At 67.6% G+C, this 25,330-nt stretch carries 29 protein-coding genes; 16 read left to right on the top strand and 13 right to left on the bottom strand.

Features of this window, described 5'->3' with window-relative positions; genetic code table 11:
• Nucleotides 1–39: 39 nt before the first annotated feature.
• Nucleotides 40–1,260, top strand: coding sequence for a lipid-transfer protein (locus ACXAID_RS05105; protein WP_475021111.1), 1,221 nt, complete (start codon nucleotides 40–42; stop codon nucleotides 1,258–1,260).
• Between the two features lie 62 nt (nucleotides 1,261–1,322).
• On the top strand, nucleotides 1,323–1,655 hold the full coding sequence (locus tag ACXAID_RS05100; RefSeq protein WP_475021101.1) for a hypothetical protein: 333 nt from the start codon (nucleotides 1,323–1,325) through the stop codon (nucleotides 1,653–1,655).
• A gap of 27 nt (nucleotides 1,656–1,682) precedes the next feature.
• On the opposite strand, the gene ACXAID_RS05095 is transcribed toward ACXAID_RS05100, so the two are convergent.
• From ACXAID_RS05095 to ACXAID_RS05080, 4 genes are all read right to left on the bottom strand, one after another.
• Complete coding sequence (locus tag ACXAID_RS05095; RefSeq protein WP_475021100.1) at nucleotides 1,683–2,705, bottom strand: beta-propeller fold lactonase family protein; 1,023 nt, start codon at nucleotides 2,703–2,705, stop codon at nucleotides 1,683–1,685.
• Between the two features lie 530 nt (nucleotides 2,706–3,235).
• Nucleotides 3,236–3,643: an STAS domain-containing protein gene (locus ACXAID_RS05090; protein ID WP_475021099.1), complete on the bottom strand. Its 408-nt coding sequence runs from the start codon at nucleotides 3,641–3,643 to the stop codon at nucleotides 3,236–3,238.
• Between the two features lie 27 nt (nucleotides 3,644–3,670).
• Nucleotides 3,671–3,910 (bottom strand): microaggregate-binding protein 1, encoded by a 240-nt coding sequence (gene mbp1 / locus ACXAID_RS05085; protein WP_475021098.1) that lies wholly within the window; start codon nucleotides 3,908–3,910, stop codon nucleotides 3,671–3,673.
• A 77-nt stretch (nucleotides 3,911–3,987) separates the two neighbouring features.
• A complete protein-coding gene (locus tag ACXAID_RS05080) occupies nucleotides 3,988–4,335 on the bottom strand; it encodes an STAS domain-containing protein (protein WP_475021097.1) in 348 nt (115 codons plus the stop codon).
• 307 nt (nucleotides 4,336–4,642) lie between these two features.
• Here ACXAID_RS05080 and ACXAID_RS05075 point away from each other — a divergent pair, with 307 nt between their 5' ends.
• The 6 genes from ACXAID_RS05075 (at nucleotide 4,643) to ACXAID_RS05050 (ending at nucleotide 8,226) form a co-directional block, all read left to right on the top strand.
• Nucleotides 4,643–4,993 (top strand): DUF732 domain-containing protein, encoded by a 351-nt coding sequence (locus ACXAID_RS05075; RefSeq protein WP_475021096.1) that lies wholly within the window; start codon nucleotides 4,643–4,645, stop codon nucleotides 4,991–4,993.
• Between the two features lie 130 nt (nucleotides 4,994–5,123).
• Nucleotides 5,124–5,417 (top strand): hypothetical protein, encoded by a 294-nt coding sequence (locus ACXAID_RS05070; RefSeq protein ID WP_475021095.1) that lies wholly within the window; start codon nucleotides 5,124–5,126, stop codon nucleotides 5,415–5,417.
• A 55-nt stretch (nucleotides 5,418–5,472) separates the two neighbouring features.
• Nucleotides 5,473–6,804: an MFS transporter gene (locus tag ACXAID_RS05065; RefSeq protein ID WP_475021110.1), complete on the top strand. Its 1,332-nt coding sequence runs from the start codon at nucleotides 5,473–5,475 to the stop codon at nucleotides 6,802–6,804.
• 161 nt (nucleotides 6,805–6,965) lie between these two features.
• Complete coding sequence (locus ACXAID_RS05060) at nucleotides 6,966–7,259, top strand: hypothetical protein (protein ID WP_475021094.1); 294 nt, start codon at nucleotides 6,966–6,968, stop codon at nucleotides 7,257–7,259.
• Nucleotides 7,260–7,369: 110 nt separating this feature from the next.
• Nucleotides 7,370–7,618: a hypothetical protein gene (locus ACXAID_RS05055; protein WP_475021093.1), complete on the top strand. Its 249-nt coding sequence runs from the start codon at nucleotides 7,370–7,372 to the stop codon at nucleotides 7,616–7,618.
• Nucleotides 7,619–7,806: 188 nt separating this feature from the next.
• Complete coding sequence (locus tag ACXAID_RS05050; RefSeq protein ID WP_475021092.1) at nucleotides 7,807–8,226, top strand: organic hydroperoxide resistance protein; 420 nt, start codon at nucleotides 7,807–7,809, stop codon at nucleotides 8,224–8,226.
• 79 nt (nucleotides 8,227–8,305) lie between these two features.
• On the opposite strand, the gene cynS is transcribed toward ACXAID_RS05050, so the two are convergent.
• Both cynS and ACXAID_RS05040 read right to left on the bottom strand, forming a co-directional pair.
• Complete coding sequence (gene cynS, locus ACXAID_RS05045) at nucleotides 8,306–8,755, bottom strand: cyanase (protein WP_475021091.1); 450 nt, start codon at nucleotides 8,753–8,755, stop codon at nucleotides 8,306–8,308.
• Nucleotides 8,752–9,600: a formate/nitrite transporter family protein gene (locus ACXAID_RS05040; RefSeq protein ID WP_475021090.1), complete on the bottom strand. Its 849-nt coding sequence runs from the start codon at nucleotides 9,598–9,600 to the stop codon at nucleotides 8,752–8,754. The genes cynS and ACXAID_RS05040 overlap by 4 nt, the downstream gene beginning before the upstream one ends.
• Nucleotides 9,601–9,787: 187 nt before the next feature.
• Here ACXAID_RS05040 and ACXAID_RS05035 point away from each other — a divergent pair, with 187 nt between their 5' ends.
• Nucleotides 9,788–9,943, top strand: a complete 156-nt coding sequence (locus ACXAID_RS05035; protein WP_475021089.1) for a hypothetical protein — start codon at nucleotides 9,788–9,790, stop codon at nucleotides 9,941–9,943.
• A gap of 3 nt (nucleotides 9,944–9,946) precedes the next feature.
• Here the strand turns inward: ACXAID_RS05035 and ACXAID_RS05030 are convergent, their stop codons facing one another.
• From ACXAID_RS05030 to ACXAID_RS05020, 3 genes are all read right to left on the bottom strand, one after another.
• A complete protein-coding gene (locus tag ACXAID_RS05030) occupies nucleotides 9,947–10,969 on the bottom strand; it encodes a methyltransferase (RefSeq protein WP_475021088.1) in 1,023 nt (340 codons plus the stop codon).
• A gap of 82 nt (nucleotides 10,970–11,051) precedes the next feature.
• A complete protein-coding gene (locus ACXAID_RS05025) occupies nucleotides 11,052–12,383 on the bottom strand; it encodes a ClC family H(+)/Cl(-) exchange transporter (RefSeq protein WP_475021087.1) in 1,332 nt (443 codons plus the stop codon).
• Between the two features lie 90 nt (nucleotides 12,384–12,473).
• Nucleotides 12,474–13,226 (bottom strand): 5'-methylthioadenosine/adenosylhomocysteine nucleosidase, encoded by a 753-nt coding sequence (locus ACXAID_RS05020; protein ID WP_475021086.1) that lies wholly within the window; start codon nucleotides 13,224–13,226, stop codon nucleotides 12,474–12,476.
• 100 nt (nucleotides 13,227–13,326) lie between these two features.
• Between ACXAID_RS05020 and ACXAID_RS05015 the strand changes: the two genes are divergently transcribed.
• The 5 genes from ACXAID_RS05015 to pstB all read left to right on the top strand — a co-directional run bounded on the left by ACXAID_RS05015 (nucleotide 13,327) and on the right by pstB (nucleotide 18,070).
• A complete protein-coding gene (locus ACXAID_RS05015) occupies nucleotides 13,327–13,905 on the top strand; it encodes a DM13 domain-containing protein (protein ID WP_475021085.1) in 579 nt (192 codons plus the stop codon).
• Between the two features lie 234 nt (nucleotides 13,906–14,139).
• Complete coding sequence (locus ACXAID_RS05010; RefSeq protein ID WP_475021084.1) at nucleotides 14,140–15,117, top strand: phosphate ABC transporter substrate-binding protein PstS family protein; 978 nt, start codon at nucleotides 14,140–14,142, stop codon at nucleotides 15,115–15,117.
• A 118-nt stretch (nucleotides 15,118–15,235) separates the two neighbouring features.
• Nucleotides 15,236–16,198, top strand: coding sequence for a phosphate ABC transporter permease subunit PstC (pstC, locus tag ACXAID_RS05005; RefSeq protein WP_475021083.1), 963 nt, complete (start codon nucleotides 15,236–15,238; stop codon nucleotides 16,196–16,198).
• Nucleotides 16,195–17,127 (top strand): phosphate ABC transporter permease PstA, encoded by a 933-nt coding sequence (gene pstA, locus ACXAID_RS05000; RefSeq protein ID WP_475021082.1) that lies wholly within the window; start codon nucleotides 16,195–16,197, stop codon nucleotides 17,125–17,127. Before pstC ends, pstA begins: the two co-directional genes overlap by 4 nt.
• Nucleotides 17,128–17,134: 7 nt before the next feature.
• Nucleotides 17,135–18,070, top strand: a complete 936-nt coding sequence (gene pstB / locus ACXAID_RS04995) for a phosphate ABC transporter ATP-binding protein PstB (RefSeq protein ID WP_475021081.1) — start codon at nucleotides 17,135–17,137, stop codon at nucleotides 18,068–18,070.
• 10 nt (nucleotides 18,071–18,080) lie between these two features.
• On the opposite strand, the gene ACXAID_RS04990 is transcribed toward pstB, so the two are convergent.
• From ACXAID_RS04990 to ACXAID_RS04980, 3 genes are all read right to left on the bottom strand, one after another.
• Nucleotides 18,081–19,361, bottom strand: a complete 1,281-nt coding sequence (locus ACXAID_RS04990) for a cation:proton antiporter domain-containing protein (protein WP_475021080.1) — start codon at nucleotides 19,359–19,361, stop codon at nucleotides 18,081–18,083.
• 180 nt (nucleotides 19,362–19,541) lie between these two features.
• Nucleotides 19,542–20,477 (bottom strand): sterol desaturase family protein, encoded by a 936-nt coding sequence (locus ACXAID_RS04985; protein WP_475021079.1) that lies wholly within the window; start codon nucleotides 20,475–20,477, stop codon nucleotides 19,542–19,544.
• Between the two features lie 8 nt (nucleotides 20,478–20,485).
• Nucleotides 20,486–21,142 (bottom strand): TetR/AcrR family transcriptional regulator, encoded by a 657-nt coding sequence (locus ACXAID_RS04980; protein ID WP_475021078.1) that lies wholly within the window; start codon nucleotides 21,140–21,142, stop codon nucleotides 20,486–20,488.
• Between the two features lie 123 nt (nucleotides 21,143–21,265).
• Between ACXAID_RS04980 and ACXAID_RS04975 the strand changes: the two genes are divergently transcribed.
• Nucleotides 21,266–22,846 (top strand): DUF2252 domain-containing protein, encoded by a 1,581-nt coding sequence (locus tag ACXAID_RS04975; protein ID WP_475021077.1) that lies wholly within the window; start codon nucleotides 21,266–21,268, stop codon nucleotides 22,844–22,846.
• 22 nt (nucleotides 22,847–22,868) lie between these two features.
• On the opposite strand, the gene ACXAID_RS04970 is transcribed toward ACXAID_RS04975, so the two are convergent.
• Nucleotides 22,869–23,483: a TetR/AcrR family transcriptional regulator gene (locus tag ACXAID_RS04970; protein ID WP_475021076.1), complete on the bottom strand. Its 615-nt coding sequence runs from the start codon at nucleotides 23,481–23,483 to the stop codon at nucleotides 22,869–22,871.
• A gap of 80 nt (nucleotides 23,484–23,563) precedes the next feature.
• Between ACXAID_RS04970 and ACXAID_RS04965 the strand changes: the two genes are divergently transcribed.
• The gene (locus ACXAID_RS04965; RefSeq protein WP_475021075.1) at nucleotides 23,564–24,712 is read left to right on the top strand and encodes an FAD-dependent monooxygenase; all 1,149 of its coding nucleotides are present in this window, start codon (nucleotides 23,564–23,566) and stop codon (nucleotides 24,710–24,712) included.
• Nucleotides 24,713–25,330 lie beyond the last annotated feature (618 nt).

The following is a 25,330-nucleotide window of genomic DNA, read 5'->3' as shown; positions in this document are numbered from 1 at the left end:
TCTCCGGTGACCGCAACGCAGCGTGAAGGGATGATCGCCATGGGCCGTGTGTTCGTCGTCGGGGTCGGCATGACCAAGTTCGAGAAGCCGGGCGGACGCACAGCTCGCGGAGCGGACCATGAATCGGGCCGAGATGGGTGGGACTACCCCCAGATGGCCAAGGAGTCCGGCGACAAGGCGCTGGCCGACGCCGGCATCGACTACACCGCGATCGAGCAGGGCTACGTCGGCTACGTGGCCGGGGACTCGACCTGCGGACAGCGGGCACTCTACGAGCTCGGCATGACGGGCATCCCGATCGTCAACGTCAACAACAACTGTTCGACCGGTTCGACCGCGCTGTACCTGGGCGCACAGGCCATCCGCGGCGGTCTGGCCGACTGCGTGCTGGCGCTCGGGTTCGAGAAGATGCAGCCCGGTTCCCTGGGCGGCGGCGCCGACGACCGGGAGTCGCCGATGAAGCGGCACATCCTGGCGCTCAACGAGATCGACGAGATGCAGTTTCCGGTGGCGCCGTGGATGTTCGGCGCGGCGGGCCGCGAACACATGCGCAGGTACGGCACCACCGCCGAACACTTCGCGAAGATCGGCTACAAGAACCACAAGCATTCGGTGAACAATCCCTATGCCCAGTTCCAGGACGAGTACAGCCTCGACGACATCCTGGGCGCCAAGATGGTCTCCGACCCGCTGACCAAGCTGCAGTGTTCACCGACGTCGGACGGGTCGGCCGCGGTGGTGCTGGCCGGTGAGGACTTCGTGGCTCGCCACGATCTGGCCGGGCAGGCCGTCGAGATCGTCGGCCAGGCGATGACCACCGACTTCGCCTCGACGTTCGATGGCAGCGCGGCCAACGTCATCGGCCACGACATGAACGTGCAGGCCGCCCGGCAGGTCTATGACCAGTCCGGGCTGGGTCCACAGGATTTCCAGGTCATCGAGCTGCACGACTGCTTCTCGGCCAACGAACTGCTGCTCTACGAGGCGCTCGGGCTGTGCGGGCCAGGCGAGGCGCCCAAGCTGATCGACGACGACGACACCACCTACGGAGGGCGCTGGGTGGTGAACCCCTCCGGCGGCCTGATCTCGAAGGGGCATCCGCTGGGAGCGACCGGGCTGGCCCAGTGCAGTGAGCTGACCTGGCAGTTGCGCGGCACCGCCGACCGGCGACAGGTCGACGGTGTGACCGCCGCCCTGCAGCACAACATCGGGTTGGGCGGCGCCGCGGTCGTCACCGCCTACCAGCGGGCCGAACGCTGAAACGGTGAGTACCTCCGCAGCGATGTAACCGGCAGGTCGGGGCTGTTCACGGAGGATCGGCTATGCGCGCATTGGGGATTGTCGCTGCGGCGGTGGCGGCGCTGGTGGCCGGCGCGACGGGTCTGGCCGGCGCCGACACCAACCCGCTCGACGTCATCGAGCAGCTCGAGTTGGCCGGCTACACCGTCAACGTGGACCGGGTCGGCAGCGCCCCGATCGAGGACTGTGTGGTGACCGGGGTGCGCAACCCGCAGCAGATCACCGTTCCCGCAGTGGTGGTCGACGGCGTCGACGGGGTCGGTCGCCACGGTGGCGGGCACGGTCGCGACGACGGCGAGGTCATCGACGTGGTGGTGCGCCAGTCGATCTCGGTGTCGCTGGACTGTGCACGCTGACCACGGCGCCGCCGCCGCGGACGTCCGCTAGGCGGGCGTGGGCTGCAGTTCCCGGGCGCGTGGCGCGCGGGCGATGATCGGGTCGGTGACCAGGAACTGGGTGTAGAGCTGCTCGATCGTGGAGGAGACCGTGAACACGTTGACCGAACCGGCATAGTCGGCGACGTAGAGCCGGGAGCCGTCGGCGTTCACCGTCACGCAGGACGGACGCGCAGCGAACGACAACGACTCGACGACCTCGAGACGCAACGTGCACAGCACCGCGACACGGTCGTAGTCCACGATGTACGCGCGGGCCAGATCCGGGCTCATCGACAGCTGCGTGGGAGCCCCGCCGAGGGCCACGGTATCGGTGACGGCGTACGTCGAGAGGTCGATGACCTGCACGGCACCGCCGACGGCGCGATCAGAGGTCAGCACGTACACGGCGGTTCCGGCGTGGGCGATGTCGCGGATGGGCGCGCCGACCGGGACCACGCGTCGCACCCGAGAGGTCTCGACGTCGACGATGATCAACTGGCTGCCGTTGGCGTCGCTGACCGCGGCCACGACCCGCTTGCCGGTCGGGTCCACCCGCAACGCGTCGATGTTGGCCCCCGGGCCGCTGCCGAGTTCGATGGTGCCGACGCGCTCGGAGCCGGTGTCGATGACCGCGACGGCCACCCGGCCGGCGTCGACCTGTCCGGCGTAGACGCGCTTGCCGTCCGGGCTGACGGCCAGCGAGGTCACCTCGAGGGCGACCGGGATGGTGGCCAGCACGGTGCCGCTGTCCAGATCGAGCACCGCCACGGCGTCGTCCTCGTCGGAGGTGGTCGCGACGTAGGCACGGTCGCCGGCGGCGACGACGGCCACCGGCTCCCCGGCCAGAGCGCGGCTGTGAAACGACAGCCCGCTGGGGTCGGCGATCGAGACCGAGTCGTCGCCGGGGTTGGCGATCAGCACGGCGGCGCCACCGGCGGCGATGTCGCCGACCGGGCCGCGGCCGATCGTCAGTTCACGTTCCCGTACGGCCGGGCTGTGGGCTGCGGCCCCCAGTTCCGCGCCGCTCATTTCCGGTGTGAATCCATCACGCATCTCATGCCCCCTGGGCATCACAAAGTTTGCCATGAGTTCCTGGTACCTCCGCCGGCCTGACCCTGCGCCGGCCCTAGATTCCCTGTCGTGACGCCCGGCTCGGGCGTGACCTGCGTCGAGTCTAGCGACGGAAAACGGGCGTCAACCTTCCCCGAAGCCGCGTGCGGCCACGGTTGCGGCCGCACTCTCAGGCCTTGCTTAGGAATCTCTTCGTTATGGGTTCGTTATCTTTCGCCGGTGGCGAGTAAACACTGTGTGAACAGGACCGAAGGCGTTCTCCCAGCGTCCGTTACGGGTCCCCGGCGACACCGGCGAATGACTTTTTCTTAGCTTTCCGCGGAGAAAGTGAGCGCTAAATCACACAGCGACACGGCGGTCGCGGCGGCACGTCGGTCCATCGGAGCACCCCTGGGCCACATCCGGGCCCCGGTGGGTCGCGGCCTCGCGGACGCTGCTTAGCTGAGGCTTAGCTGAGGCGGCGGGTGGTGGGACAGCCGGCCGGCCGGCTACGCCGTTTCGGCGCCGCGCAGCGACGAGATGCGCGCCATCGGTATCAGCCCCTCGGGATCACACAGGTCCAGCACGCGGCTCACCGCAGGGCTCGCGACGACGCACCACTCGACGCCCTGTCTGAGCAGGTGGGCGTTGATGGCGTGCAACGCCGAGACACCGTCGACGGCCATGAAGTCCACCTCGGTGAGGTCGAGGATCATCCCGGCGCAGACGCCGATGCTGTCGCGGACCCCGCGGGCGAACTCCGCGGCGTTGACCGAGTCGACCTCACCGGACACCGACATCGTTTTCTCGGCCCGGGCTCCCCGGCCGCGGGTGCGGCATCCCAGGGTCAACGACGCCGGCCCGGCGGCCAGGCGCCGGCTGCCTGCCGAACGGCTGGGGATGGCTGTGACTGTCATCGATGTGCGCGGGTGTCGCGGCAGCGGCTACCGCTGCTGGGCTTTCTGGCGCTCTTCGGCGGCCTTCGCGGCGGCCCGGGCACTGTCGGCCTCGGCCTCTTTCCTGGCTACCGCCCGCTGGGCGTCGGCCTTGTCCTGCTGCGCCGCACCCTCCCGCTGCAGGTCGTCGCGGCCGGCGACGACGCCGATCACCTCTTTGGCCTTGCCTTTGACGCCTTCGACGACGCCCTTGACGGCTTCCTGCGGGCCCGAGTTGTTGTCGGCCACGGCGACGCTCCGTTCTCATCTGTCCACTGAGCGAAGCGGTGGTTCCCCGAAACGGAGACCGTCAAACCTCCGACGGATCAGCCCGAGAAATTCGTCAGCGCGACGTCCAGTGACGAGAACAGCTCGACGTAGTCGGCGATCCCGGTGATCTTCAGCGGACGGCTGGTCGCCGGACCGTCTGCGACGACCGCAAACCTGGTCCCGTCGTCCAGCCTGTTGTGGGTCGCCATCAACACCTGCATGCCCGCCGACCCGAGGAAGTCGACGCCGGTCATGTCGACGATCAGTCCGGCGGGACGGGACGCGATCGCAGCGTCGATGGATTCCTGGAGTTCGGGTGCGGTCAACATGTCGACCGCACCGACGGCGGTGACGACCATGACGGCATCCGTCTCGCCGACTGCGCGTTCGCTGAATTGCTGCACGTTGGAGGCCTCATCTCTGGGTGCGCAGCCCAGGAGAAATCCGGACGCACACGATTGATCACGATCGATCTAGTGAGGCTGCAGTCTGAACCTGGCACACAACCGCCTACAGGCTATCGGAGTGACCCCCCACCCGTCATCAGGCGGCCCAACCCGCTGCGGTCCGGGTTCACCGACCCCGGCGCCGGCGAAACCGCCGGTCGGCCACGGGCACGCCGCCATCACAGCTGCGGGCACGGGCGGCAAATGACCGGCTCGAGGCGCCGCCGCGGCTACCATCCTCACAGACATCGCACAGGGAGGCCCCATGTACGCCCGCTACGTCCGTCTGCCGAGCCTCGTCGCGGCAACTGCCGCCGCTGCGCTGGCGGTGGGTTCACCGGCGGCCTGGGCCGCCGAGGGGGACGCCCAGTTCCTCTACGCCCTGGCCGATCTCGGCATCGTCTTCCCGACCGAGGAGGCGGCGATCGCCGCCGGCAACAACGTCTGCGACATCGTCGCCGAAGGCAGTGCCAACAACATCGCCCCAGCCGAGATCCGCTCCGCGATCACCACCGCGATGGTCGGCGAGGGCCTGGCCGCCGTCGAGGCCACGCAGCTGATGGGCAGCGCCGTGGCCGCCTACTGCCCGCAGTACGGCACCGTCGTCAGCGGCTGAGCTCCCTTCGCAATCTCCACCCAATCTCCATAGAAGCTCCAAGCGCCGCCGGGCCCGGGGCGGAATCATCGGTGTCAGTCAAAGTTCACCGTGGTGACCCCAGTGGCCCACCGACGCAAGGAGATTCATCATGAAGAAGTTCATCGCAGCCGCGGTCCTGCCGGCCGGTGCGTTGTTGGCTCTGGCCGCTCCCGCCGCCGCCCAGCCCGGATCGGCCGCAACCACGATCGCCGGCCTGGAGGCCCAGGGCTTCGACGTCCGCGTCACCCGGATCGGCAGCGCCCCGCTGGAGGAATGCAGCGTGACCAACGTGCGCAACATGGGCCGGTCGGCCCAGCTGATTCCGTTCGACGACGACGACATCAACGTGTTCACCGTGATCCCCAAGCCCAAGGTGACCGTGTCGCTGAACTGCGGGGGCTGAGCACGACTACGTTCGGTGGGTGACACCGAACGCTCCGCAGGGCTTTCCCCGCGGCATGGCTCTGCTGGTGGCCGGCGCGTTCTTCATGGAGATCCTCGACTCCACGATCATCGCGCCGGCCATCCCGGCCATCGCCGCGTCGTTCGGCGTCGCCCCGGTCGACGTCAACATCGCCATCTCGGCCTATCTGGTCACGGTGGCGGTTCTGATCCCGGCGAGCGGCTGGATGGCCGACAGGTTCGGCATCCGGCCCGTGTTCCTCGCCGCGATCTCGGTTTTCACCGTGGCCTCGCTCGGCTGTGCGCTCAGCTCCTCACTGTCGATGCTGGTCGGCATGCGGGTGTTGCAGGGCCTCGGCGGCGCGATGATGGTGCCGGTCGGCCGGTTGGCCGTGCTGCGGTCCAGCGCCAAATCCGATCTGGTCCGCGCGATCGCGCTGCTGACCTGGCCGGCGCTCGCGGCGCCGGTGCTGGCCCCGGTTCTCGGTGGCGGCATCGCCACCCTGGGATCCTGGCGCTGGATCTTCTTTGTCAACATCCCGATCGGCATCGTGGGACTGGTGTTGGCCGCCAAGCTCATCCGGGGCGGCCCCACGGCGACGGCCAAACCGCTGGACTGGCCCGGTCTGCTCCTTCTGGGCGCCGGGATCGCCGCGGCCCTGGTCGCCCTGGAACACGTACGAGTCGCCGGCACCGACCGGCTGGTGGTGGGGTCGGGGGCGCTGGCCGCCGTGGCGCTGGTCACCGCCGCGGTGTGGCATCTGCGCCGGGCCCGCGCCCCGCTGGTGCAGTTGGGGGTGCTGCGGGTGCGCACCCTGCGGATCACGGTGTCGGCGGGATCGCTGTACCGGCTGGTCATCACGGCCGTGCCGTTCCTGCTGCCACTGATGTTCCAGCTGGAGTTCGGCTGGTCGCCGTTCGGCGCCGGACTCATGGTGGCAGCACTGTTCGTGGGCAACCTGACCATCAAGCCGCTGACCACTCCGCTGATGCGCCGGTGCGGGATCAAGCGGGTGCTGCTGGTCAACGGCGTGTTGTCGGTGGCGTGGTTCGGCCTGCTGGCCCTGCTCGAGCCGGGGATGCCGGCGGCGCTGATCGCGGCGGTGCTCTATGTCAGCGGAGCGCTGCGTTCGATCGGTTTCACCGCCTACAACACTCTGGCCTTCGCCGACGTCGACGGTGATGAGCTCACCCATGCCAACACCTTGAACGCGACGGTGCAGGAGCTGGCCGCCGGGCTGGGCATCGCGGTGGGCGCGCTGCTGTTGACGGTTCTCACCTCCTACGCATGGACGTTCGCCGCACTCGGTTTGGTACTGGCTCTGACGCTGGTCGAGACGCTGCGCCTGCCCGGCGATGCGGGCGCGCACGTCAGCGGCGCACGGTAGTCGCCTCTCGCGATGCCGCTGTGGGCACACCGTTTTCGATCCGTTATCGGATGCAAAGCGGCCACCCATTCTCGCCACAGCCCTACCCCATCGCCGCTGCCTAGCGTTGCCTCCGGCGCGGTGATCGGCCGCGCGAGCACGAGGAGAAACGGAGTGCAACCATGAATCTCACCCCGAAGGTCGCTGCCTCGCTGGCGGCCGGCGGCGTCGCGGCCGCGGGCCTGTTCGGCATGGGCGTCGCGAACGCCCAGCCCGCCCCGCCGTGCGGCGGGCCCAACGCTCCGGCCTGCCAGGGCGCACCGGCCCCGAACGGCGGCTGGCAGAACCGCGGCATGGATCAGGGCCGCCGCGATCACCAGCCGTTCAACTACAACGGTCAGCAGGTGCATCCGATGCCGGCGGGCAATGGTGACGGGTGGGGATTCTGGTTCCTCGGGAGGTGGATCCGGCTGTAGAACCCGGGGCGCGCTCGGCCGGGTCACCCGGATCCGGCCGGGCGCAGTTCCCGGATCGGCCGCGCGCGCCTCCCGCACTAGTCTCGACCTACACTTTAGCCTTAGGTGTCGTGACCACCTTGGCCGAACCGTCGCTGGCGGAACTGGACTTCGAGCCCGAGATTCTGTGCAGCTGCCACAGGTTCTGCGGGCCGCACACCCACCCGGCGCAGTTCTGGGTCACCCTGTCGTGCGGTTGCCCGTACCCGATGTGCCAACGTGCGCTGCGCATCGCCAACGTCCGCCTGAAGGTCCGCCCGTTGACCTGCCGGCTCTGCCAGACCGTCGAGATCGCGATCCGTTCCGTCGTCCGCATCTGACCAATCCCCGGCTGCACGGGCACGCCCCCGAGTGACCGGGTCGGCACTCCCGAACCTGATCAGTTGTGCACAATCAAATTGTGGTAGACATGTCTGGCGGGCCCCGATGGCCTCGATGACCAGGCGGTCTGTGCCGACACGGCATCGACCGAACGATGCGACACCACAACAGAACAGGGAGCACACCGATGAACACCCTCTACACCGCCGAAGCCCTCGCCACCGGTGACGGCCGCAACGGCCACGGCAGGACCTCGGACGGCAAGGTCGACGTGGAACTCACCATCCCCAAGGAGATGGGCGGCGCGGGCACCGGCACCAACCCCGAGCAGCTCTTCGCGGTCGGCTACGCCGCATGCTTCCACTCGGCGCTGCGGCTGGTGGCCAAACAGGACGGGGCCGATACCACCGACTCCACCGTCGGAGCGCGAGTCCTGTTGGGCAGCAACGGCGACGGCTTCGGACTGGCGGTCGAACTCGAGATCACACTGCCCCACGTCGACCAGGACACCGCCCGGACACTGGCCGACAAGGCCCACCAGGTGTGCCCCTACTCCAACGCCACCCGGGGCAACATCGACGTGACGCTCACCGTCACCGACGACTGACGCGCCGACAGCCCCGGGCGGGGCGCATGCGCGCATCTACCCGGGGCTGCCTGGCCGGCCGTCGTTGACTATCCGTACATCACCACCGGTAGTCGAGGAACTTGCCGTCGAAGGTGACCACGACACGATCCCCCTCGGGATGCTCGCGGCGAGCGACGTCGACCTTGAAGTTGATCGCGCTCATGATGCCGTCACCGAACTCCTCGTGGATCAGTTCCTTGATCGCCGGACCGTACACCGCCAGCGCTTCGGAGAAGCGGTAGATGGTCGGATCCGACATCAGCGCCGGGTCGATCCCGCGGGCAGGCTGGCTCTGCAGGCTCTCACCCACCGCGGCATCCAGATCGAGCAGCGCGCACACCTTCTCGGCCTGGGCCGCCGACAGCGGATGCTGACCGAGCAGCGCCGAGACACACCACACCAGCGGGGCGTCGAGCTCGGTGGCGATGTCCGACCAGCTCAGCTTCTTGCGGACCCTGGCCGCGGTGATCAGTTCAGCGGCTTCGGTTTTGGCCATGATCGGGGTCATGCGTTGACTCCTTCGCGGTTGGGAGCGGTGTCCAGCGAATCCAGCCGCGACGGACCGGTGCGGGCGTGGGTGGCGAACAGCACCAACCCGACGAAGGCCAGGCCGCCCACGAGATTGCCTATCACAGTCGGAATTTCGTTCCAGATCAGATAGTCGCTGACAGTGAAATCGCCGCCCAGTATCAGGCCGGACGGGAACAGGAACATGTTGACCACCGAGTGCTCGAACCCCATGTAGAAGAACAGCATGATCGGCATCCACATCGTGATGACCTTGCCCGGAACACTGGTCGACATCATCGCGGCGACCACGCCGGTGGACACCATCCAGTTGCACAACACTCCGCGGATGAACAGCGTCAGCATGCCCGCCGCACCGTGCTCGGCATAGCCGACGGTGCGGCCCATCCCGATCTCGCCGATCTTCTGACCGACCTCGTTGGGGTCGACGCTGAACCCGTAGGTGAACACGATGGCCATCATGATCGCCACCGTCAGGGCGCCGGCGAAGTTGCCCAGGAACACCCAACCCCAGTTTCGCAGCATCGACTTGATCGTGACCCCGCGGCGCTTGTCCAGCAGCGCAATCGGTACCAGCGTGAACACGCCGGTGAGCAGGTCGAATCCGAGAAGATACAGCAGGCAGAAGCCGACCGGGAACAGCACGGCCCCGACCAGCGCGTTGCCCGTCTGCACGGTGATCGTGATGGCGAACGCAGCGGCCAGCGCCAGAATCGCCCCGGCCATGTAGGCGCGAATGAGGGTGTCGCGGGTGGACATGTTGGCTTTGGCTGCGCCGGCATCGATCATGTCGCCGACGAAGTCCTTCGGTTTCAGATATGACATCTGGGCCTTCCAGGGGCGTGGAGAAGGTGGAAACAGGGACCCTCCACGTATTCCCGGACGATATTGCCGATCCGAGACGCTTCCTATACGGCTGTGTTGCTCCGTGTTGCCTGGTTTTCACAATCCGCTCACCCGGGCTGTGAGTGTGCGGTGTTTCACCGGTGGCCGATTTGACAACCCTGCAGCCGTGGACCAAAACAGCATTCCTCCGCCCACGCCCGAGGACGCGACCCGGGCCACCGAGCAGCAGCGCGAACTGCAGGAGAAACTGGACCATCAGGACGAGGACCCCGATGCACCTGCCCGCGACCAGACCCGCCGGGACATCCCCGACGAGAGCTGAGCACTACTTGTAGGCGACCGCTGCGCTCGACGGGCCGTCGAGTGCGATGGTTTCGAACGACCGGAAACCGGCCTCGGTGCACCATTGCCGGAAGTCCGCGGCGGTGTAGTCGAATGCGTCGCCGAACTCGATCAACATGTTCAAAGACATGGTCAAGCCGAAGGTGTTGGTGCGCCGGGCGTCGTCGATCAGGGACTCGATCACGATGAACGCCCCGCCCTCGGGCAGCGCGGCGTAGGCCTTGGCGATCAGCGCACGTTTCTGCTCGAGGTTCCAGTCGTGCAGGATCATTCCCATCGTGATGACGTCCGCGGCGGGCAGCGGGTCGGTGAGGAAACTGCCGGCCACCGCCTGCACCCGGTCGCCGAGGCCTGTCTCGGTGATCCTGCGGTGCGCGATCTCGGTCACCGCCGGCAGATCGAAACTGACACAGTCCAGGTGCGGGTGCGCCGCGGCGACGATGCGGGTCAGCAGCCCGTCGGCGCCCCCGACGTCACACAACCGCTGATGGTCCTGGAACGGGAACCGGGCGGCGAGCAGCTCGAAGTTGCGCCGGGAGGAGGCGTCCATGGCCGCCATGAAGACCTCGAGCCGCTGCGGGTCGGAGTACATGTTCTCGAAGAACGGGCGACCGGAGTGTTTGACCTCGCTCTGCGCCCGCCCCGTCCGCAGCGCCTCGGTCAGATCCGCCCAGTAGCGATAGTTGCGTTCCTCCCAGATGTTGAGCAGGCCGCCCTGGTAGGCCGGGCTGCGCTCGTCGAGGAAGAGCGCGGTCTCGGCGGTGTTGCGGTACCGGGCGGACGGGCCGTCACCGTCGCGGTCGAGCAGGTCGACCGACACCAGGGTGTCTAGGAAGTCGGTGGCCGGGCGCGCCACCAGCCCGAGCCGCTCGGCGATCTCGGCCGCCGTCATCTGCTGGTCCCCCAACACGGTGAACAGCCCCATCCCCACCGCTGACAGCAGCACCTTGGCGGTCGTGTAACCGGCACCGATGGCCATGATCCGGTCCGGTCGCAGGTCGTCCATGGCGGGCCTCCGCTCGTGCGCACGCTGTCTGCCTACGTCGTCACGGTAGCCAAGCCGGGTGCGACCGGCGCCGGAAACGGTGTCAGCTCTTCTCGGGGACTTCGGGGGGCATGCGTTCGCGCAGGCTGTCGTAGATCGGCGGGGATCCGACCAGGGTGGCGGTCAGCACGGCCGCCGCGGTGGCCGCGAGCATCGGGATGGCGGCCTCGGTGGTCGCGGTCATCTCGATGACCAGCACGATCGCGGTCACCGGGGCGCGCACCGTCGCGGCGAAGAAAGCGGCCATCCCCACCAGGGCCATCGGGATCCCCAGGCCAGCCAGATCCCCCGGCCAGACCGCGTCCACGACGCCGACGAACAGCAGGCCCCACAGCGCACCGAGTGCCAGCAGCGGCGCGAACAGCCCGCCGGGCACCGCCGCGGAGTAGGACAGCGGCCCCGCGACGAACCGCACCAGCAGATAGCCGACGATGACCGGCAGCACGAAGTATTGCCCGCTGAGGATCATCTCGGTCAGCACATCGCCGCCGCCGACGGCAAGCGGATAGACGAACATCGCCAACCCGACGATCGCGCCGACGATGGTGGCCTTGCCCAGCGGGTGCACCCGCCCGATGGCGCCGACCTTGTCGAGGAACCACAGCACCAGGCGGTTGTAGATCGCCCCGATGATCCCGGTGAGGACGCCGAACAGGGCGAACATCCACAGCCAGCGCAGTTCCGGGGCGGCGATCGTGTTGACCAGGAAGTCCGGCCGGTTCCCCAGCACCCAGCGCATCACCCCGACGCCGGAGGCCGCCGCGCACAGGGTCGCCAGCACGGTCTTCACCCGGAACGACTTGGTGACTTCCTCGAGGGTGAACAGGGTGCCGCCCAGTGGCGCGTTGAACGCCACGGCGAGTCCGGCCCCGCCGAGGGCCGTCTGCATCATCCTGACCTCGTCGATGGGTAGCCGCACCCGGCGCGCGGCCTCGGCGCCGATCGCCGCACCCATGTGCACCGTCGGCCCCTCACGCCCGAGTACCAGACCTGACCCGATGCCGAGCACACCGCCGACGAACTTCGCCGGCAGCAGGTGGATCGACGGGGGCTTGGCCTCGCGCCGATACACGGCCTCGACATGCTGGATACCGCTGCCCGCGGCCAGCGGGACCCACATCACGATCATTCTGGCCAGCGTGGCCCCGATCGCGGCCGCGGCGATCGGGATCAGCCAGCTGGGTCCCGGCAGGCTGTGTGCCCAGTCGACCAGGTCGAGGCGGAGCCGCTCGGCTTGTTCCAGACACCACCGGAAGGCGCCGCCGACCAGCCCGATGACCGCTCCGGCGACCAGCGCGGTCAGACAGATCAGGACCGCCCCTTGCATCGAGTCGTCAGGTTCGGCGGGACCGGGCGTCGACGTCGATTCGGTCATCGTGGAAGTGTGAGTCCGTCCGTCGTGCCGCGGAATCCGCGCGCATCCATACGCTGGGCCGACTCAGTCTCGCACACCGCGGCGCTTTGCTCAGAGCGCCGGCAGCAGCCGGCGCAGAATGGCGGCCGAGCTGGCGGACACCTCGTCGACGAACGCCGCGAAGTCGAAGCTGGAGTCCCGGCCGGCCAGGTCGGACAGCGCGCGGATCACCAGCCACGGAATGCCGAACGCCTGGCACACCTGCGCGACGGCCGCTCCCTCCATCTCGACCGCGGATCCGCCCAGCTCGCTGTGCAACCGTTGCCGGGTGGGCTCGTCGTGCAGGAACTGATCGCCGGTCAGCACGGTGCCGTAGACGATCCGCGGCGGACGTTCGGAGCCGCCCGCGGCACGCGACACCGGTGGCAGCGTCAGTCCGTCGAGCCGGTCGCGAACCCGCGAGTGCAGGTCGGCGTCGACCCGGTAGCCGAATTCTCCGGTCGGATTGATGAAGGGAACGTGGCCGGCCTGGTAATGCTGCAGTCCGCCGGTCTCGATGACACCGGCGTCGTGCTGGATCGCGCGATCGGCGACCACGATGTCGCCGATGCCCAGGGCCGGATCCAGACCTCCAGCCACCCCGGAGAAAACGATTGCGCGGCAACCGAACCGGTCGGCGAGCAGGCTGGCGACAACCGCGACGTTGACCTTGCCCATGCCCGCACCGACCAGCACCACCTCGTGACCGTCGAGCACCCCGGTGTCGAACCGCGCGTGCGCGATCACCTCGCTCCTGCCCGCAACCAGCTCGCGGCCCAGGTGGGCCCGTTCCTCTTCGATCGCACAGATCAGTCCGACGGTCACCCCCGTATTGTGACCCGACGGCACCGGCACCTGCCGGTGCACCGTCACCGGATTCCCGGGATCGGCCACGGACGGCGCCCGGGCGCCCGATAATCTGCTGGTGAGCGAATCGAATGAGCCGCCCCGGTCGCGGCTGCGCTTTCTGCGCCACCCCGCCGTGATCGCCGGCCTCGTCGTCCTCGTCGTGGCTGCCGGTTTCGGCGCGTACTGGTTCCAGCCGTGGAAGCTGTTCACCAACACCACCGTCGACGAGGCCCCACCCACGGTGGCGGCCGGCCCGGACGTTCCGGGCCCACAGGTCACCGCAACCGGCGCCGCGGTCACCGAGGTGGTGTCCCAGGGGGATCTGGTCAGCCAGGAGCACGAGACCAGCGGGGCGGTGCAGTTGCTGCGTCTGCCCGACGACTCACTGGTGGTGCGCGTCGCCGATCTCGAAACCAGTGACGGCCCGGACCTGAAGGTGTGGCTCACCGACGCACCGGTCACCCCCGGACTCGAGGGCGCCGGGGTGTTCGACGACGGCCGCTGGGTCGACCTCGGCTCGCTGAAGGGAAACCGCGGCAGCGCCAACTATCCGGTCCCGGCCGGCACCGACGTCGACGGGCTGACCAGTGTCAGCATCTGGTGCGACCGGTTCAACGTGTCGTTCGGGGCGGCGGAGCTCACGCCGTCGACCTGACCGTAATACCAACTGCCGGCAAATCTTTTGGTCGCCATGAAGCGGCAGCCAGCTGGGAATTTGTTGCAAACCGGGCCTGCATAACATTCCGATAACGTGCTGGGCCGATGCTGCTCACGACGCGATCATTCACTTCGTGTTCATCGGATGACGACCTTCGCTCCACCTCACGGGCTATGCGCACTGCAGCCGGGCACAGGCTTGGCAAATCCACCCAGACTGAGGAGGACGATCATGGGACAGCGGCACAGTCCGCGAACGGTGGCGATGAGCGTGGTGGCGAGCTCCGCCCTCCTGCTCACCGCGTGCGGTTCGGGCGGCGAAGGCGGCGGCGACAGCGCCGGCGGCGAGAACCTGTCCGGCGACATCATCATCGACGGCTCGAGCACGGTCGCCCCGCTCACCGAGCCGGTCGCGGCGATGTTCCAGCAGGAGAACCCGGACGTGCGGGTGTCGGTGGGCACCTCGGGCACCGGCGGCGGCTTCGAGAAGTTCTGCAACGGCGAGACCGCGATCTCGGATGCGTCGCGTCAGATCAGTGACGAGGAGCGCCAAGCCTGCGAGCAGGCGGGCATCCAGTGGGAGGAGATCACCGTCGCCAACGACGCGCTATCGGTCGTGGTGAACCCGGAGAACCCGGTCACCTGCGTGTCGGTCGACCAGCTGCAGGCCATCTACGGACCCGAAGCCGCCGCGGCATCGTGGGCCGACGTGCCGAACCTGGATCCGCCGTTCCAGGAAGAGCTGCAGATCTTCAGCCCGGGTGCGGACTCCGGAACCTTCGACTACTTCACCGAGGCGGTCACCGGCGAGGAGGGCGCACAGCGCTCTGAAGGCGTCAACATCGTCGGCGAGGACGACAACGCCACGGTCACCGGTGTCGCCGGCTCACCGGGGGGGATCGGATACTTCGGCTACTCCTACTTCCAGGAGAACGAGGACCGGCTCAAGGCGCTGGAGATCCAGAACGACTCCGGCGAATGCACCGCGCCGACTGTGGACGCCACCCAGAGTGGCGCCTACAACCCGTTGGGACGCCAGCTCTACATCTACCCGTCAGCGGAAGCTCTGCAGCGCCCCGAGGTCGCGGCGTTCGTGAACTACTTCCTCGACAACGTCAACGAGGTCGCGCCGAAGGCGGGCTTCATCCCGCTCACCGATGAGCAGCTCCAAGAAGCCAGGGACAAGGTCGAAAGCCTCACCTCCGGCTGACCGAACGTCCCATTCTGAGGCAGGTACCCGACCCGGTCGGCCGGTTGTTCGCACAGACCGGCCGACCGGGATCCGGGGCGGTGCCGACTACTTCAACTACTGGGAAAGCAGGTAACCCGTGGTTTCACGAGACACACTCACCGCTGCGGACCTGGCCAGGCGTGATCAACCGCCCCGGCTCCAAGGCAAAACTCGCTACGGCGAGAAGATCATCAAGGCCATCCTGGCCATCTGCGCGGCGCTGTCGGTGGCGACCACGGTCGCGATCGTGGTGTCACTCGTCGGTCCCGCGCTGCAGTTCTTCCAAACCGTTGCGCCACTCGACTTCCTGTTCGGCACGCGGTGGTCCCCGTCGTTCGTACCGGAGAGCTTCGGAGTCCTCCCGCTGGTCGCGGGCACCGTCAGCGTCGTGCTGTGGGGGCTGCTCGCCGCCATCCCGCTCGGGCTCGGCGCGGCGATCTACCTCAGCGAGTACGCCCCAGACTGGGTGCGCAAGATCGTCAAGCCCATCCTCGAAGTACTCGAGGGTGTCCCGACGGTGGCGTTCGGCTTCTTCGCGTTCTCGTTCATCACCCCGCTGCTGCAGGACCACTGGCCAGGTTTCCTGGGCGACGGCCCCAACGTCTTCAACGCCGGCGCGGCCGGCCTGGCGATCGGGCTGCTGATCGTACCGATCATCGCCTCGATCTCCCATGACGCGATGTCGGCGGTGCCGCAGGGACTGCGCAACGGCGCCTACGCCCTGGGAGCCAGTCGCGCCCGCGTGTCCGTCCGGGTCGTCTTCCCGGCTGCATTGTCCGGCATCGTCGCCGCGATCGTGCTGGGTGTCTCCCGCGCGATCGGCGAGACCATGGTGGTCCTGATGGCCGCGGGCAACAGCCCGAACCTCGACATCACCTTCACCGAGTCCATCCAGGCCATGACGGCCTACATCGGCGTCACCGCTACCGGCGACATCGCCACCGGCACCATCGAATACGACACGATTTTCGCCGTCGGCCTGCTGTTGTTCGTGATGACGCTGGCGATGAACGCGATCAGCATCCGGTTGGTGCGCAAGTACAGGCAGGTGTACGAATGAGCACGAAGACCTACACTCCGCGGACCCGGCTGGCCACCTCCGGCGCCCGGGCCGCCACCGAAGCTCACCTGGGGCGTCGCCCCACCGGAGAGCGAGTGAGCGGGAACCTTTTCTATGCCTTTCTGCTGCTGATGATCTCACTGTCGATGGCGGGTCTGGCGGCGCTGATCATCGACGCCTTCGTCGAGGGCTTCCCGCGGCTGGGCATCGAGCTGTTCACCGAGCCGACCGCACCGTTCCCGGAGGACTCCGGCTTCCTCAACGCGATCGTCGGTTCGATCTTCGTGATCGGCGGAGTCATCGCGCTGGTGGTCCCGCTCGGGGTGGGGGCGGCGATCTACCTCGAGGAATACGCCGACCGGGAACGTTGGTGGAACCGATTGATCGAGTTGAACATCCAGAACCTCGCCGCGGTTCCGTCGATCGTCTACGGCATTCTGGGCCTGGCGTTCATCGTCCGCGGACCGCTCAGTCTGGGCTTCGTCGTCGCTGCGGGTTCGATCACGCTGGCCCTGCTGGTGCTGCCGACGGTCATCCTCGCAGCGCGCGAAGCGATCCGCGCCGTCCCACCCTCGATTCGGCAGGCGTCGCTGGCGGTCGGCGCGACGCAATGGGAGACCATTCGGCACCAGGTGCTGCCGGCGTCGATCCCAGGTATCGCCACCGGGGTGATCCTCGCGGTGGGCCGGGCCATCGGGGAGACGGCACCACTGCTGCTGGTCGGGGCGGCAACGTTCGTCACATTCGTCCCGGAGGGATTCTTCGACAGGTACACGGTTCTGCCGGTTCAGATCTTCAACTATTTCGCCAGAGCACAGGAGGAGTACATCATTCTGGCTGCGGCAGGCATCATCGTGATGCTGGTGCTGTTGCTGGCGATGAACTCGTTCGCGATCTTCCTTCGCAATCGATACGAACAACGTTGGTGAGGACACCATGACAGAGAAGACGACTGCCCCAACCGGAAACGAGCCTCAGCAGGACACCGGCCCGGACGAGCGGCCGGCCGTGCAGGCGCTGCCCTCGGTCGAGGAGACCGCCCGCGAGTCGCGTGAACAGCGCGGTGAGCCGCAGAGCGAAACCGAACGCGAAACGCTTTTCGCCGTCGAAGATCTCACCGTCCGCTACGGCAAGAAACCCGCGGTCGAAGACGTCACGTTCGACATCTACAAGAACAACATCACCGCGCTGATCGGGCCGTCGGGGTGCGGCAAGAGCACGTTGATCCGGTGCTTCAACCGGATGAACGACCTCATCCCGGCCGCCAGCATCGAGGGGCACATCCACTATCACGGTCAGGACCTCTACGACCCGTCCGTCGATGCCGTCGAGGTGCGCAAGCGCATCGGGATGGTGTTCCAGGCGCCCAACCCGTTCCCGAAATCGATCTTCGAGAACATCGCCTTCGGGCCGCGGATCCTCGGTACGACCAAGAAGAGCGAGCTCGAGGACATCGTCGAGGAAGCCCTGACCCGGGCCGCACTGTGGGATGACGTCAAGGACCGGTTGGACGACAACGCCTACGGCATGTCCGGCGGTCAGCAGCAGCGGTTGTGCATCGCGCGGTCGATCGCCACCAAGCCGGATGTGGTGCTGATGGACGAGCCCTGCTCGGCGCTCGACCCGATCTCGACCGGCCGGATCGAGGATCTGATGATGGAACTGAAGAAGGACTACTCCATCATCGTGGTCACTCACAACATGCAGCAGGCGGCGCGGGTGTCGGACATGACCGCGTTCCTGATGGTGCAGCTCGACGACGACGAGGAGAATCCCCGCGGCCGCCTCGTCGAGTACAACCAGACGGACCGGATCTTCACCAATCCGGAAGACGAGCGCACCGAGCAGTACGTGTCCGGCCGAGTGGGTTAAGCCCCGCCGCTTAACCCTGTTCGCCGGCAGCGGTTTCCGTGGTGCGGCTGTCGTGAGTGCTCAGCCACTTGCTCAGCGGCACGGTCGACAGGCCGTGCAGCACCACGGAAACCGCGATCGCGAAGGACACATAGGTGAAGATGCGGTCGTCACCCATCCGGCTCGAGGCGTCCATCGCGTAGTACAGCGCCGACACGCCGATCGGGCCGAACCAGCTCATGAAGGCGAGTTCGGGGCGGCTGTGCAGACCGCGGTAGGCGGGGCTGACCAGCCACACCGCCACGGCCCGACGCACGAACACCGCCGCTGCCAGACCCAGCAGCGATACCGGCCCCAGCGCGGTCCACTCCGCAAACGGCAGGAAGACACCGAGCAGCAGGAACAGCGGGATCATCAACAGCCGGGTCAGCGCGTCGGCGACGGTGTCCTGGATGTTCTCGGCCGACTGCCCGACCACCTGTCCGAACATCGCGGCCGCGACGAAGACACCCAGGATGCCGTCGGTTCCGATGAGTTTGAGTAGGCCGAGTGTGAACAACCCGACCGGGATGGCGACGATGAGCAGGCTGCCGTCGTCAAGATAGCCGCGCCGCCGGCAAGCGACGTAGAGCTTGCCCAATACCCACCCCAGCAGGGCGGCCAGCACCGTTGCGCCCAACACCTGCCACAGCACGACCTCGAGCAGCCAGTCGCCCCAGGCGCGGCCGGGCGGTTCAAGGGTCAACAGCAGCAGCGGCAGCATGACGAACAGAAAGCCGAGGCCGTCGTTGACCCCGCTCTCCCCGGACAAGTTGAACCGAACTCTCGCGGGGACGTACTTTTCGGCGTTGGCCCCGGTGACCACGGGAGTGGTGGTGATGGGATCGGTCGGGGTGAGCATCGCGCCGATCAGCAGCGCGATCGTCAGCGGCATGCCCACGGCCACCAGCAGACCGGCCGCGGTCAGCCACATCACCGCCATCCCGGCGCCGATGATGCCGGCGATCCAGCGCCAGTTGCGCCGCCAGTACCCGTGCGGCAGCCGCAGCGCGACACCGACCAGACCGACGCCGAGCGCCAGGCGCGACCCCTCCTCCAGCAGAGGGTCCCGGTACTCGGCCAGCCGGTCGAATGGCAGCAGGTCCAGCGCGTGCGGCCCCAGCACCGCGCCGAGCGCGACCGCGAGCAGCGGTGCCGGCAGGCTCGCCGAACTCAGCCGCTCGGAGAACAACGTCAGCACCAGGACCGATCCCGCGGCCACTACCAAACCGATGTTCAACAGGTTCACGACCACCCCGATCGTCGCCGGCACCGTCGACGTTGACGTTTCCCGGTCGCGCTCGGACTAAACGCACAGTCAGCCCGCCGGCACGGTGTAGGCCGGCACCGGAACGGCGGCCGGCGTCTGCTCCGCTCAGCCCTACCGCGCGAGCGTACGGTTTCTGACGGGACCACATCGGTATTCGTCAGAAACCGTACGCTCGTTGCGGATTCAGACCAGCTGGCGCGCCTCGACCACCTGCTCGCGCTCGACGGGGCCGAGGACCTCGGCTGTGGCGCGCTCCGACCAGCCCGGCGGTTTGAGCAGGTAGCCGAAGCGGCCGCGCCAGGTCTGTGCCCGCCACACGTCACCGACCATCAGCGCGAACTCGTGGTAGTTGACCTTGATCGGGTTGAAGGTGTCGATGTTCTTGGTCAGCCCGAACCGCACCGGTTCGACCTCCTCGGCGTAGCTGCCGAACAGCCGGTCCCAGATGATCAGGATGCCGCCGTAGTTCTTGTCCAGGTACGGGTTGTTGGCCCCGTGGTGCACCCGGTGGTGCGACGGGGTGTTGAATACGAACTCGATGAGGCGCGGCAGCCGGTCGACCCGCTCGGTGTGCACCGGGAACTGGAACAGCAGCACGATCGCCTGGGCCAGGAAGATCATCCAGACCGGGATCCCGATCAGGGCGAGTGGCACGTACACCACCGAGGTCAGGAAAGCGCCCGGGATCAGCCACGGCAGCCGCAGTGCCGTGGACAGGTTGAAGTGCTGGCTGGAGTGGTGCACGCTGTGGCCGGTCCAGAACAGCCGGATCCGGTGTGACATGCGATGTTTGACGTAGTAGGCGAGATCGGCGCCGAGCACGGCGAGCACCCAGACCCACCACTGTGAGGCCGACAGCGTCACCGGTGCCACCGCAGCGGCGAGTGCCACGATCGGCAACTCGACGAACTTGTCCAGCGGTTTGACCACGCGGCCGATCGCGTAGACCGACACGCTGGCTGCCGAGTCGCGCGCCGACACTCCGGCCTTGGGCCGGGCTGTCGCGGCGGCGTCTCGCGCGGCGTCACGCTTCTCCCGGTAGTAGCCGAGGTACTCGATGGCCATCAGCACCAGGAAGGCGGGGATGGCGTAGATGAAGATGGCGGCGATGTTGTCCATGTGGGCTCCTACTTCCGGTCGGTGGCTTCGGTGGCTTCGGTGGCTTTGGGCATTCCGGCGAGCTGCCAGGACAGCACCTGGCCGAACAGTTCCTCGGAGACGCGCGCCGGGTCGGTGCGGCGCTGCCGCACCAGGCCCTGGTAGAGCGCGAGCACCACGACGGCGAAGGACTCCGGGGTGACGCTGGCGTCGACACCGTGATCGTCGAGCAGCCCGGCCACCACGTCGCGCAGCAGCCCGAGCGTGCGGTCGGTGCCCCGCGCCAGCACCTGCATGGCGTCGGGGTTGCGCACCGCGTGCAACCAGAACTCGGTCTGCAGCGCCGCCACCTCGATGTCCTTGTCGGCGGCGGCGATCAGCATCCGGCCGAGCGCACCCAGCGGGTCACCCCCCTGCGCGCGGGCGGACTGCATGGCCTCGACGATCGCGTCGACCCGGCCCGCGGCCCGTTCGGCCATCAACTCGCTGAACAGCTGCTCCTTGCCGGAGAAGTTGGAGTACACCGCGCCGACGGAGAAACCCGCGGCCTCGGCGACCTGCTCGACCGATGCGGCGCCGTAGCCCTTCCTGGCGAAGACTTCGGCGGCTGCATCGAGTAACCGTTCCCGGGTCTGGGCCCGGGCCTCCGCGCGGGTGAGACGGCGCGGTTTCTCATTGGCTGTCATATTCAGATAGTAACCATTATTTGAATAGTATTTGTTATGATTTGGCTGAGAATTCCGCGTTCAGGCGGCGGCGTCGACCGGAATCGGTTTCGCCGGGCCGGTCGCTGGATAGATCAGACGGGTATGAACGAGAGAGCCGCGACCCGCGACGAGCTGTACAACACGGCCAGGGCACTGGGGCTGGACCTGCCTGCGAAGGCCCGCAAGACCGAGATCCTGACCGCGCTCACGGAGAACAGCACGTACGGGCAGACCGGCGAGGTGCTCCCCGACGACGGCGATATCGACCAGACCGACGCCGGCGGGCGGGTGTCGGCCCGCGACGAACCGCGCGGCTCGAGCCGACGGACCGCATCGCGGATGTCGGCGTTCAAAGCCCTGGCCCAGGCCCGGGCCGCCGGCGAGATGGTGGCACTGCCGAGGACGCTGACCGGAAACGACCGGCGCGTCCACGTCCGCCAGACCATCCGGGAAGACCACCAGCTGCGCATCGCCCGGCACAACGAGGAGGCGTTCGAGAAGTTCGACAAGCTGGCCGATTCGCGGTTCTCGTTCTTTCGCGGGACGGCGCTGCTGTTCTACCGGGACATGGCCGGCGAGGACTCCTGGATGCCGACCGTGCTGGCCGCCGGCGATGTCCACCCCGAGAACTTCGGCGTGATGCCCAATGCCGACAACGTGCCGATCTTCGGCATCAACGATTACGACGAGGTCTTCTACGCCCCCTTCACCTGGGATCTCAAGCGAGGAGCGACCGGGTTCCTGATCGCCGCCGACGAGATCGGCGGGTACGGCCGCGGTAAACGCGCGAAGATCGCTCGGTCGTTCGTGCGCGGCTACGTCGACCGGATCACCGGCTACGCGTCCAATCACAACGAGAGCTCCGCCGACATGCGCCGAGACAACGCTCCGGAGTTGGTTGCCGATCTGCTCGACGGCGCCACCGACGGCACCCGGGCAAAGTGGCTGGCCAAGAAGTACTACAACGAGACCCGAACGGGCTTCAAGTCGAGCAAGAAGCTGGTGCCGATCACCAGTCGCCGTGACGAGTTCCAGGCACTGATCGACCGCTACGTCGAGGAGTCCGGTTTGTCGGTGCCGGCTCGCGCCGGCTCGATGCGGGTCAAGGACGTCGCCGAGCGCCGCGGCCAGGGCACCGCGTCGTTGGGGCTGGTGCGCTACTACGTGATGATCGAGGGACCGCTGCCCGACGCCTCCGACGACATCCTCCTCGAGTTCAAGCAGGCTCGCCGGTCGGCGCTGGACAGTCTGGTGCCGCCATCGGAGCACCTCGTCGACGGCAACGCCGACCGGGTGGTGCACGGCCAGCGGGTGCAGCTGGTCAGCGGCGACCGGTTCTACGGCAGCATCAAACACCGCGGCATCAGTTTCCTGGTGCGGGAGCGCTCGTGGTTCCGGGACGATGTCGACCTCGACGATCTGTCGTTCGAGCAGTGGCGCGACTACGCGAAGATCTGTGGCGAAGTCCTCGCCCAGGCCCACGCTCTCTCCGACGAGGCCGGTCTGCTCGACCACGACGTCGAACCCGAGATCGTCGACGCGATAGGCGTGCCCGACCTGTTCGTCGACGACATCGTTCGCTACGCCGAAGAGGCCGACGACCGCAGCCGGCGTGACCACGACGCATTCTGCGACGACCACGCGTTGGGGGCGTTCGGGCGCATCGATCTGGTCTACCGCTGACCGGCGCCCGGCTCGCCGACGGTCAGGCGTTGTCGCGCCACGGTCGCAGCGCGACGTCGACGGCATCGGTGATCGCCGATGCCGTGGTTCCGATGTCGCCGGGATCGGCGGTGTCGAGGACAGCCCGCAGCGCTCCGGTCACCGACCCGACGAACGCGCCCACCAGCGCGCCCGCCGCAACCGGGTCGAGTCGGTCGGGAAATTCCCGCTGTAGGAGACCTGCGATCTCCCGCTCGGCATCGACCTGCAGCGCCGCGGCTCGACCGCGCATACCCGGCTGGGACCCGATGAGGCGCATTCGCAGCTCGGCCCGCGGGCCCACGAGATCCTGGCCGCCGGCGACCACCGCCGCCAGTGCGCGGGAAAGGACCTCGACCGGGCCGTCGTGCGCGCCGCGGGTGGCTATCGCCTGGCGCACCGCATCGATGCGAGCGTCGACCTCGGGCAGCAACACCTCGTCCTTGCTGGCGAAATAGGTGAAGAAGGTCCGAGCGCCGATCTCGGCTGCGTCGGCGATGTCTGCCACCGTGGTGGCCTCGTAGCCGTGGGTTTCGAACAGCTCCTGGGCGGCAGCGACGATCGCCTCGCGGGTGCGGCGCCGCTTGCGCTCGCGCAGAGTCGGCTCGGGGCGGGTCATCGGACCACGATACGACTGCCGCACTCGTAGCATTATTGCAGTCATTGCATTTTTGCAGCAACTGCAATAATGTGGACGAGGTGAGTTCGAAGACTTCAGTCCTCGTGGTCGGCGCAGGGATTGCCGGCGCCACCGTGGCGCATCGGCTGGGCCGGCTCGGGTTCGACGTCGTGGTCGTCGAGCGCAGCGCGGGCCAGCGGTCCAGTGGCAGCCCGGTCGACGTTGCGGGCCCAGCGCTGCCGGTCGTGGCGGCCATGGGCGTGCTTCCCCGACTTCGCGACGCGGCAACCGTGGCCACCGGCGTCGCGGCGGTCGACCACAACGGGCGGCGCATCGGCTGGATGCCGGTGCACCGCGACGGCGGAATCGAGATCCCGCGTAGCCACCTGTCCTCGATCCTGACCGCCGCCGGCCGCGATGCCGCCGAATTCGTCTATGGCGACACCGTGACCGCACTCGTCGAGGACGGCGACGGTGTCGAAGTGACGTTCGCACACGCGCCGGCGCGGCGCTTCGACCTGGTGGTGGGGGCCGACGGACTGCACTCCAGCGTGCGCAGGTTGGCCTTCGGCGGAGGCTTCGAAAGACCCACCGGACTCTTCGTCGCGACCGCCAACCTGGGTGGGCGCCTCGACGACGGGCACACGGTGCTGCTGCGCAATGCGCCGAATCGACTGCTGTCCTGGCACCCGGGAACCGGCGACGGCATCGCCGCCTTCATCTTTCGCCGCCCCGAGCCGATCGCATCGATTCCAGATCGACTCGGCCAGCACGCGTTGCTCGACTCGATCTACACCGGAATGGGCTGGTGTACAGAAGAATTGCTCCAGGGCGCCCGCGAGGCCGACGACATGTACTTCGACTCGGTGTCGCGCATTCGGCTGCCACGCTGGTCGACGGGCCGCATAGCTCTGGTCGGCGACGCCGCCAGCGCGGTGACCCTGCTGGGCGACGGATCGTCGATGGCCATCGCCGGAGCGGCGACACTTGCCGATTCACTCGCCGGCGATCGCCGGAATCCGTTGGCCGCACTGCAGTCCTACCAGCACCGGCACGGCCGTCTCGTCGCACGCCGGCAGCGCCTTGTGGGAGCCGGCGCCCACTTCCTCGTGCCATCGACCCGTCCAGGGATAGCCGCGCGCAATCTCGCGCTGCGAATGACCGCACTACTTGCCCGCAAACCTGCGATGGCGCGGTCGGGCGCCGAGAAGACCGACAACCTCGGCTAGCGGTGCGCTCCAGGTAGCCGATCGGACTGCTCGGCAACCCGGCAGCCCGGTGACCATGCTGCTGAGCCCATCACCGGAACTCGGCGGCAAAACGCCGCGGGTTTTTTAAATCGTTGCTGTACAGCGCTTTTCACACCTTCGAACAGCCCGGAGGAGGCTCCGGCCGGAAACTACGAACGACAGCGGTGTGAACCCGAACTGTCGACCCGATGGAATCTTCGCCCGCGTCAGTATATTCCTTGACGCGTTGTCGCCAAAGTTGTTGGCTGACAGCAGCTGCAACCGCGAACAGCTCGGTTGGGCATGATACTGCTTCGTCACACCGCAGATCACCACCTGGGGGTGCGCCATGGCCACTGCGAACAATGGTGAACCATTGCCTCGCGCAATTCTTCTCATCGCAAGAGCCAGCGCGGTGTCGCTCCTGGCGGGTATCGGATGGGCGCTCCTGCTTTTCGTCGGCGCCGGCGTGAGCCACGCCGAAAACTCGGATTCGAGCTCTGCGTCTTCCGAATCCAACAGCGCCACAAACTCCTCCGAGTCCTCCGACCCTGATGGGAAGAAAGACGACAAAGATCCGGTTCGGAGCGCGAAGCGTGCTGATTCGGATGACGATTC

It is taken from the genome of Mycobacterium sp. ABE4_509 (assembly GCF_056160785.1).
This window is presented reverse-complemented; position numbering and strand designations above follow the sequence as displayed.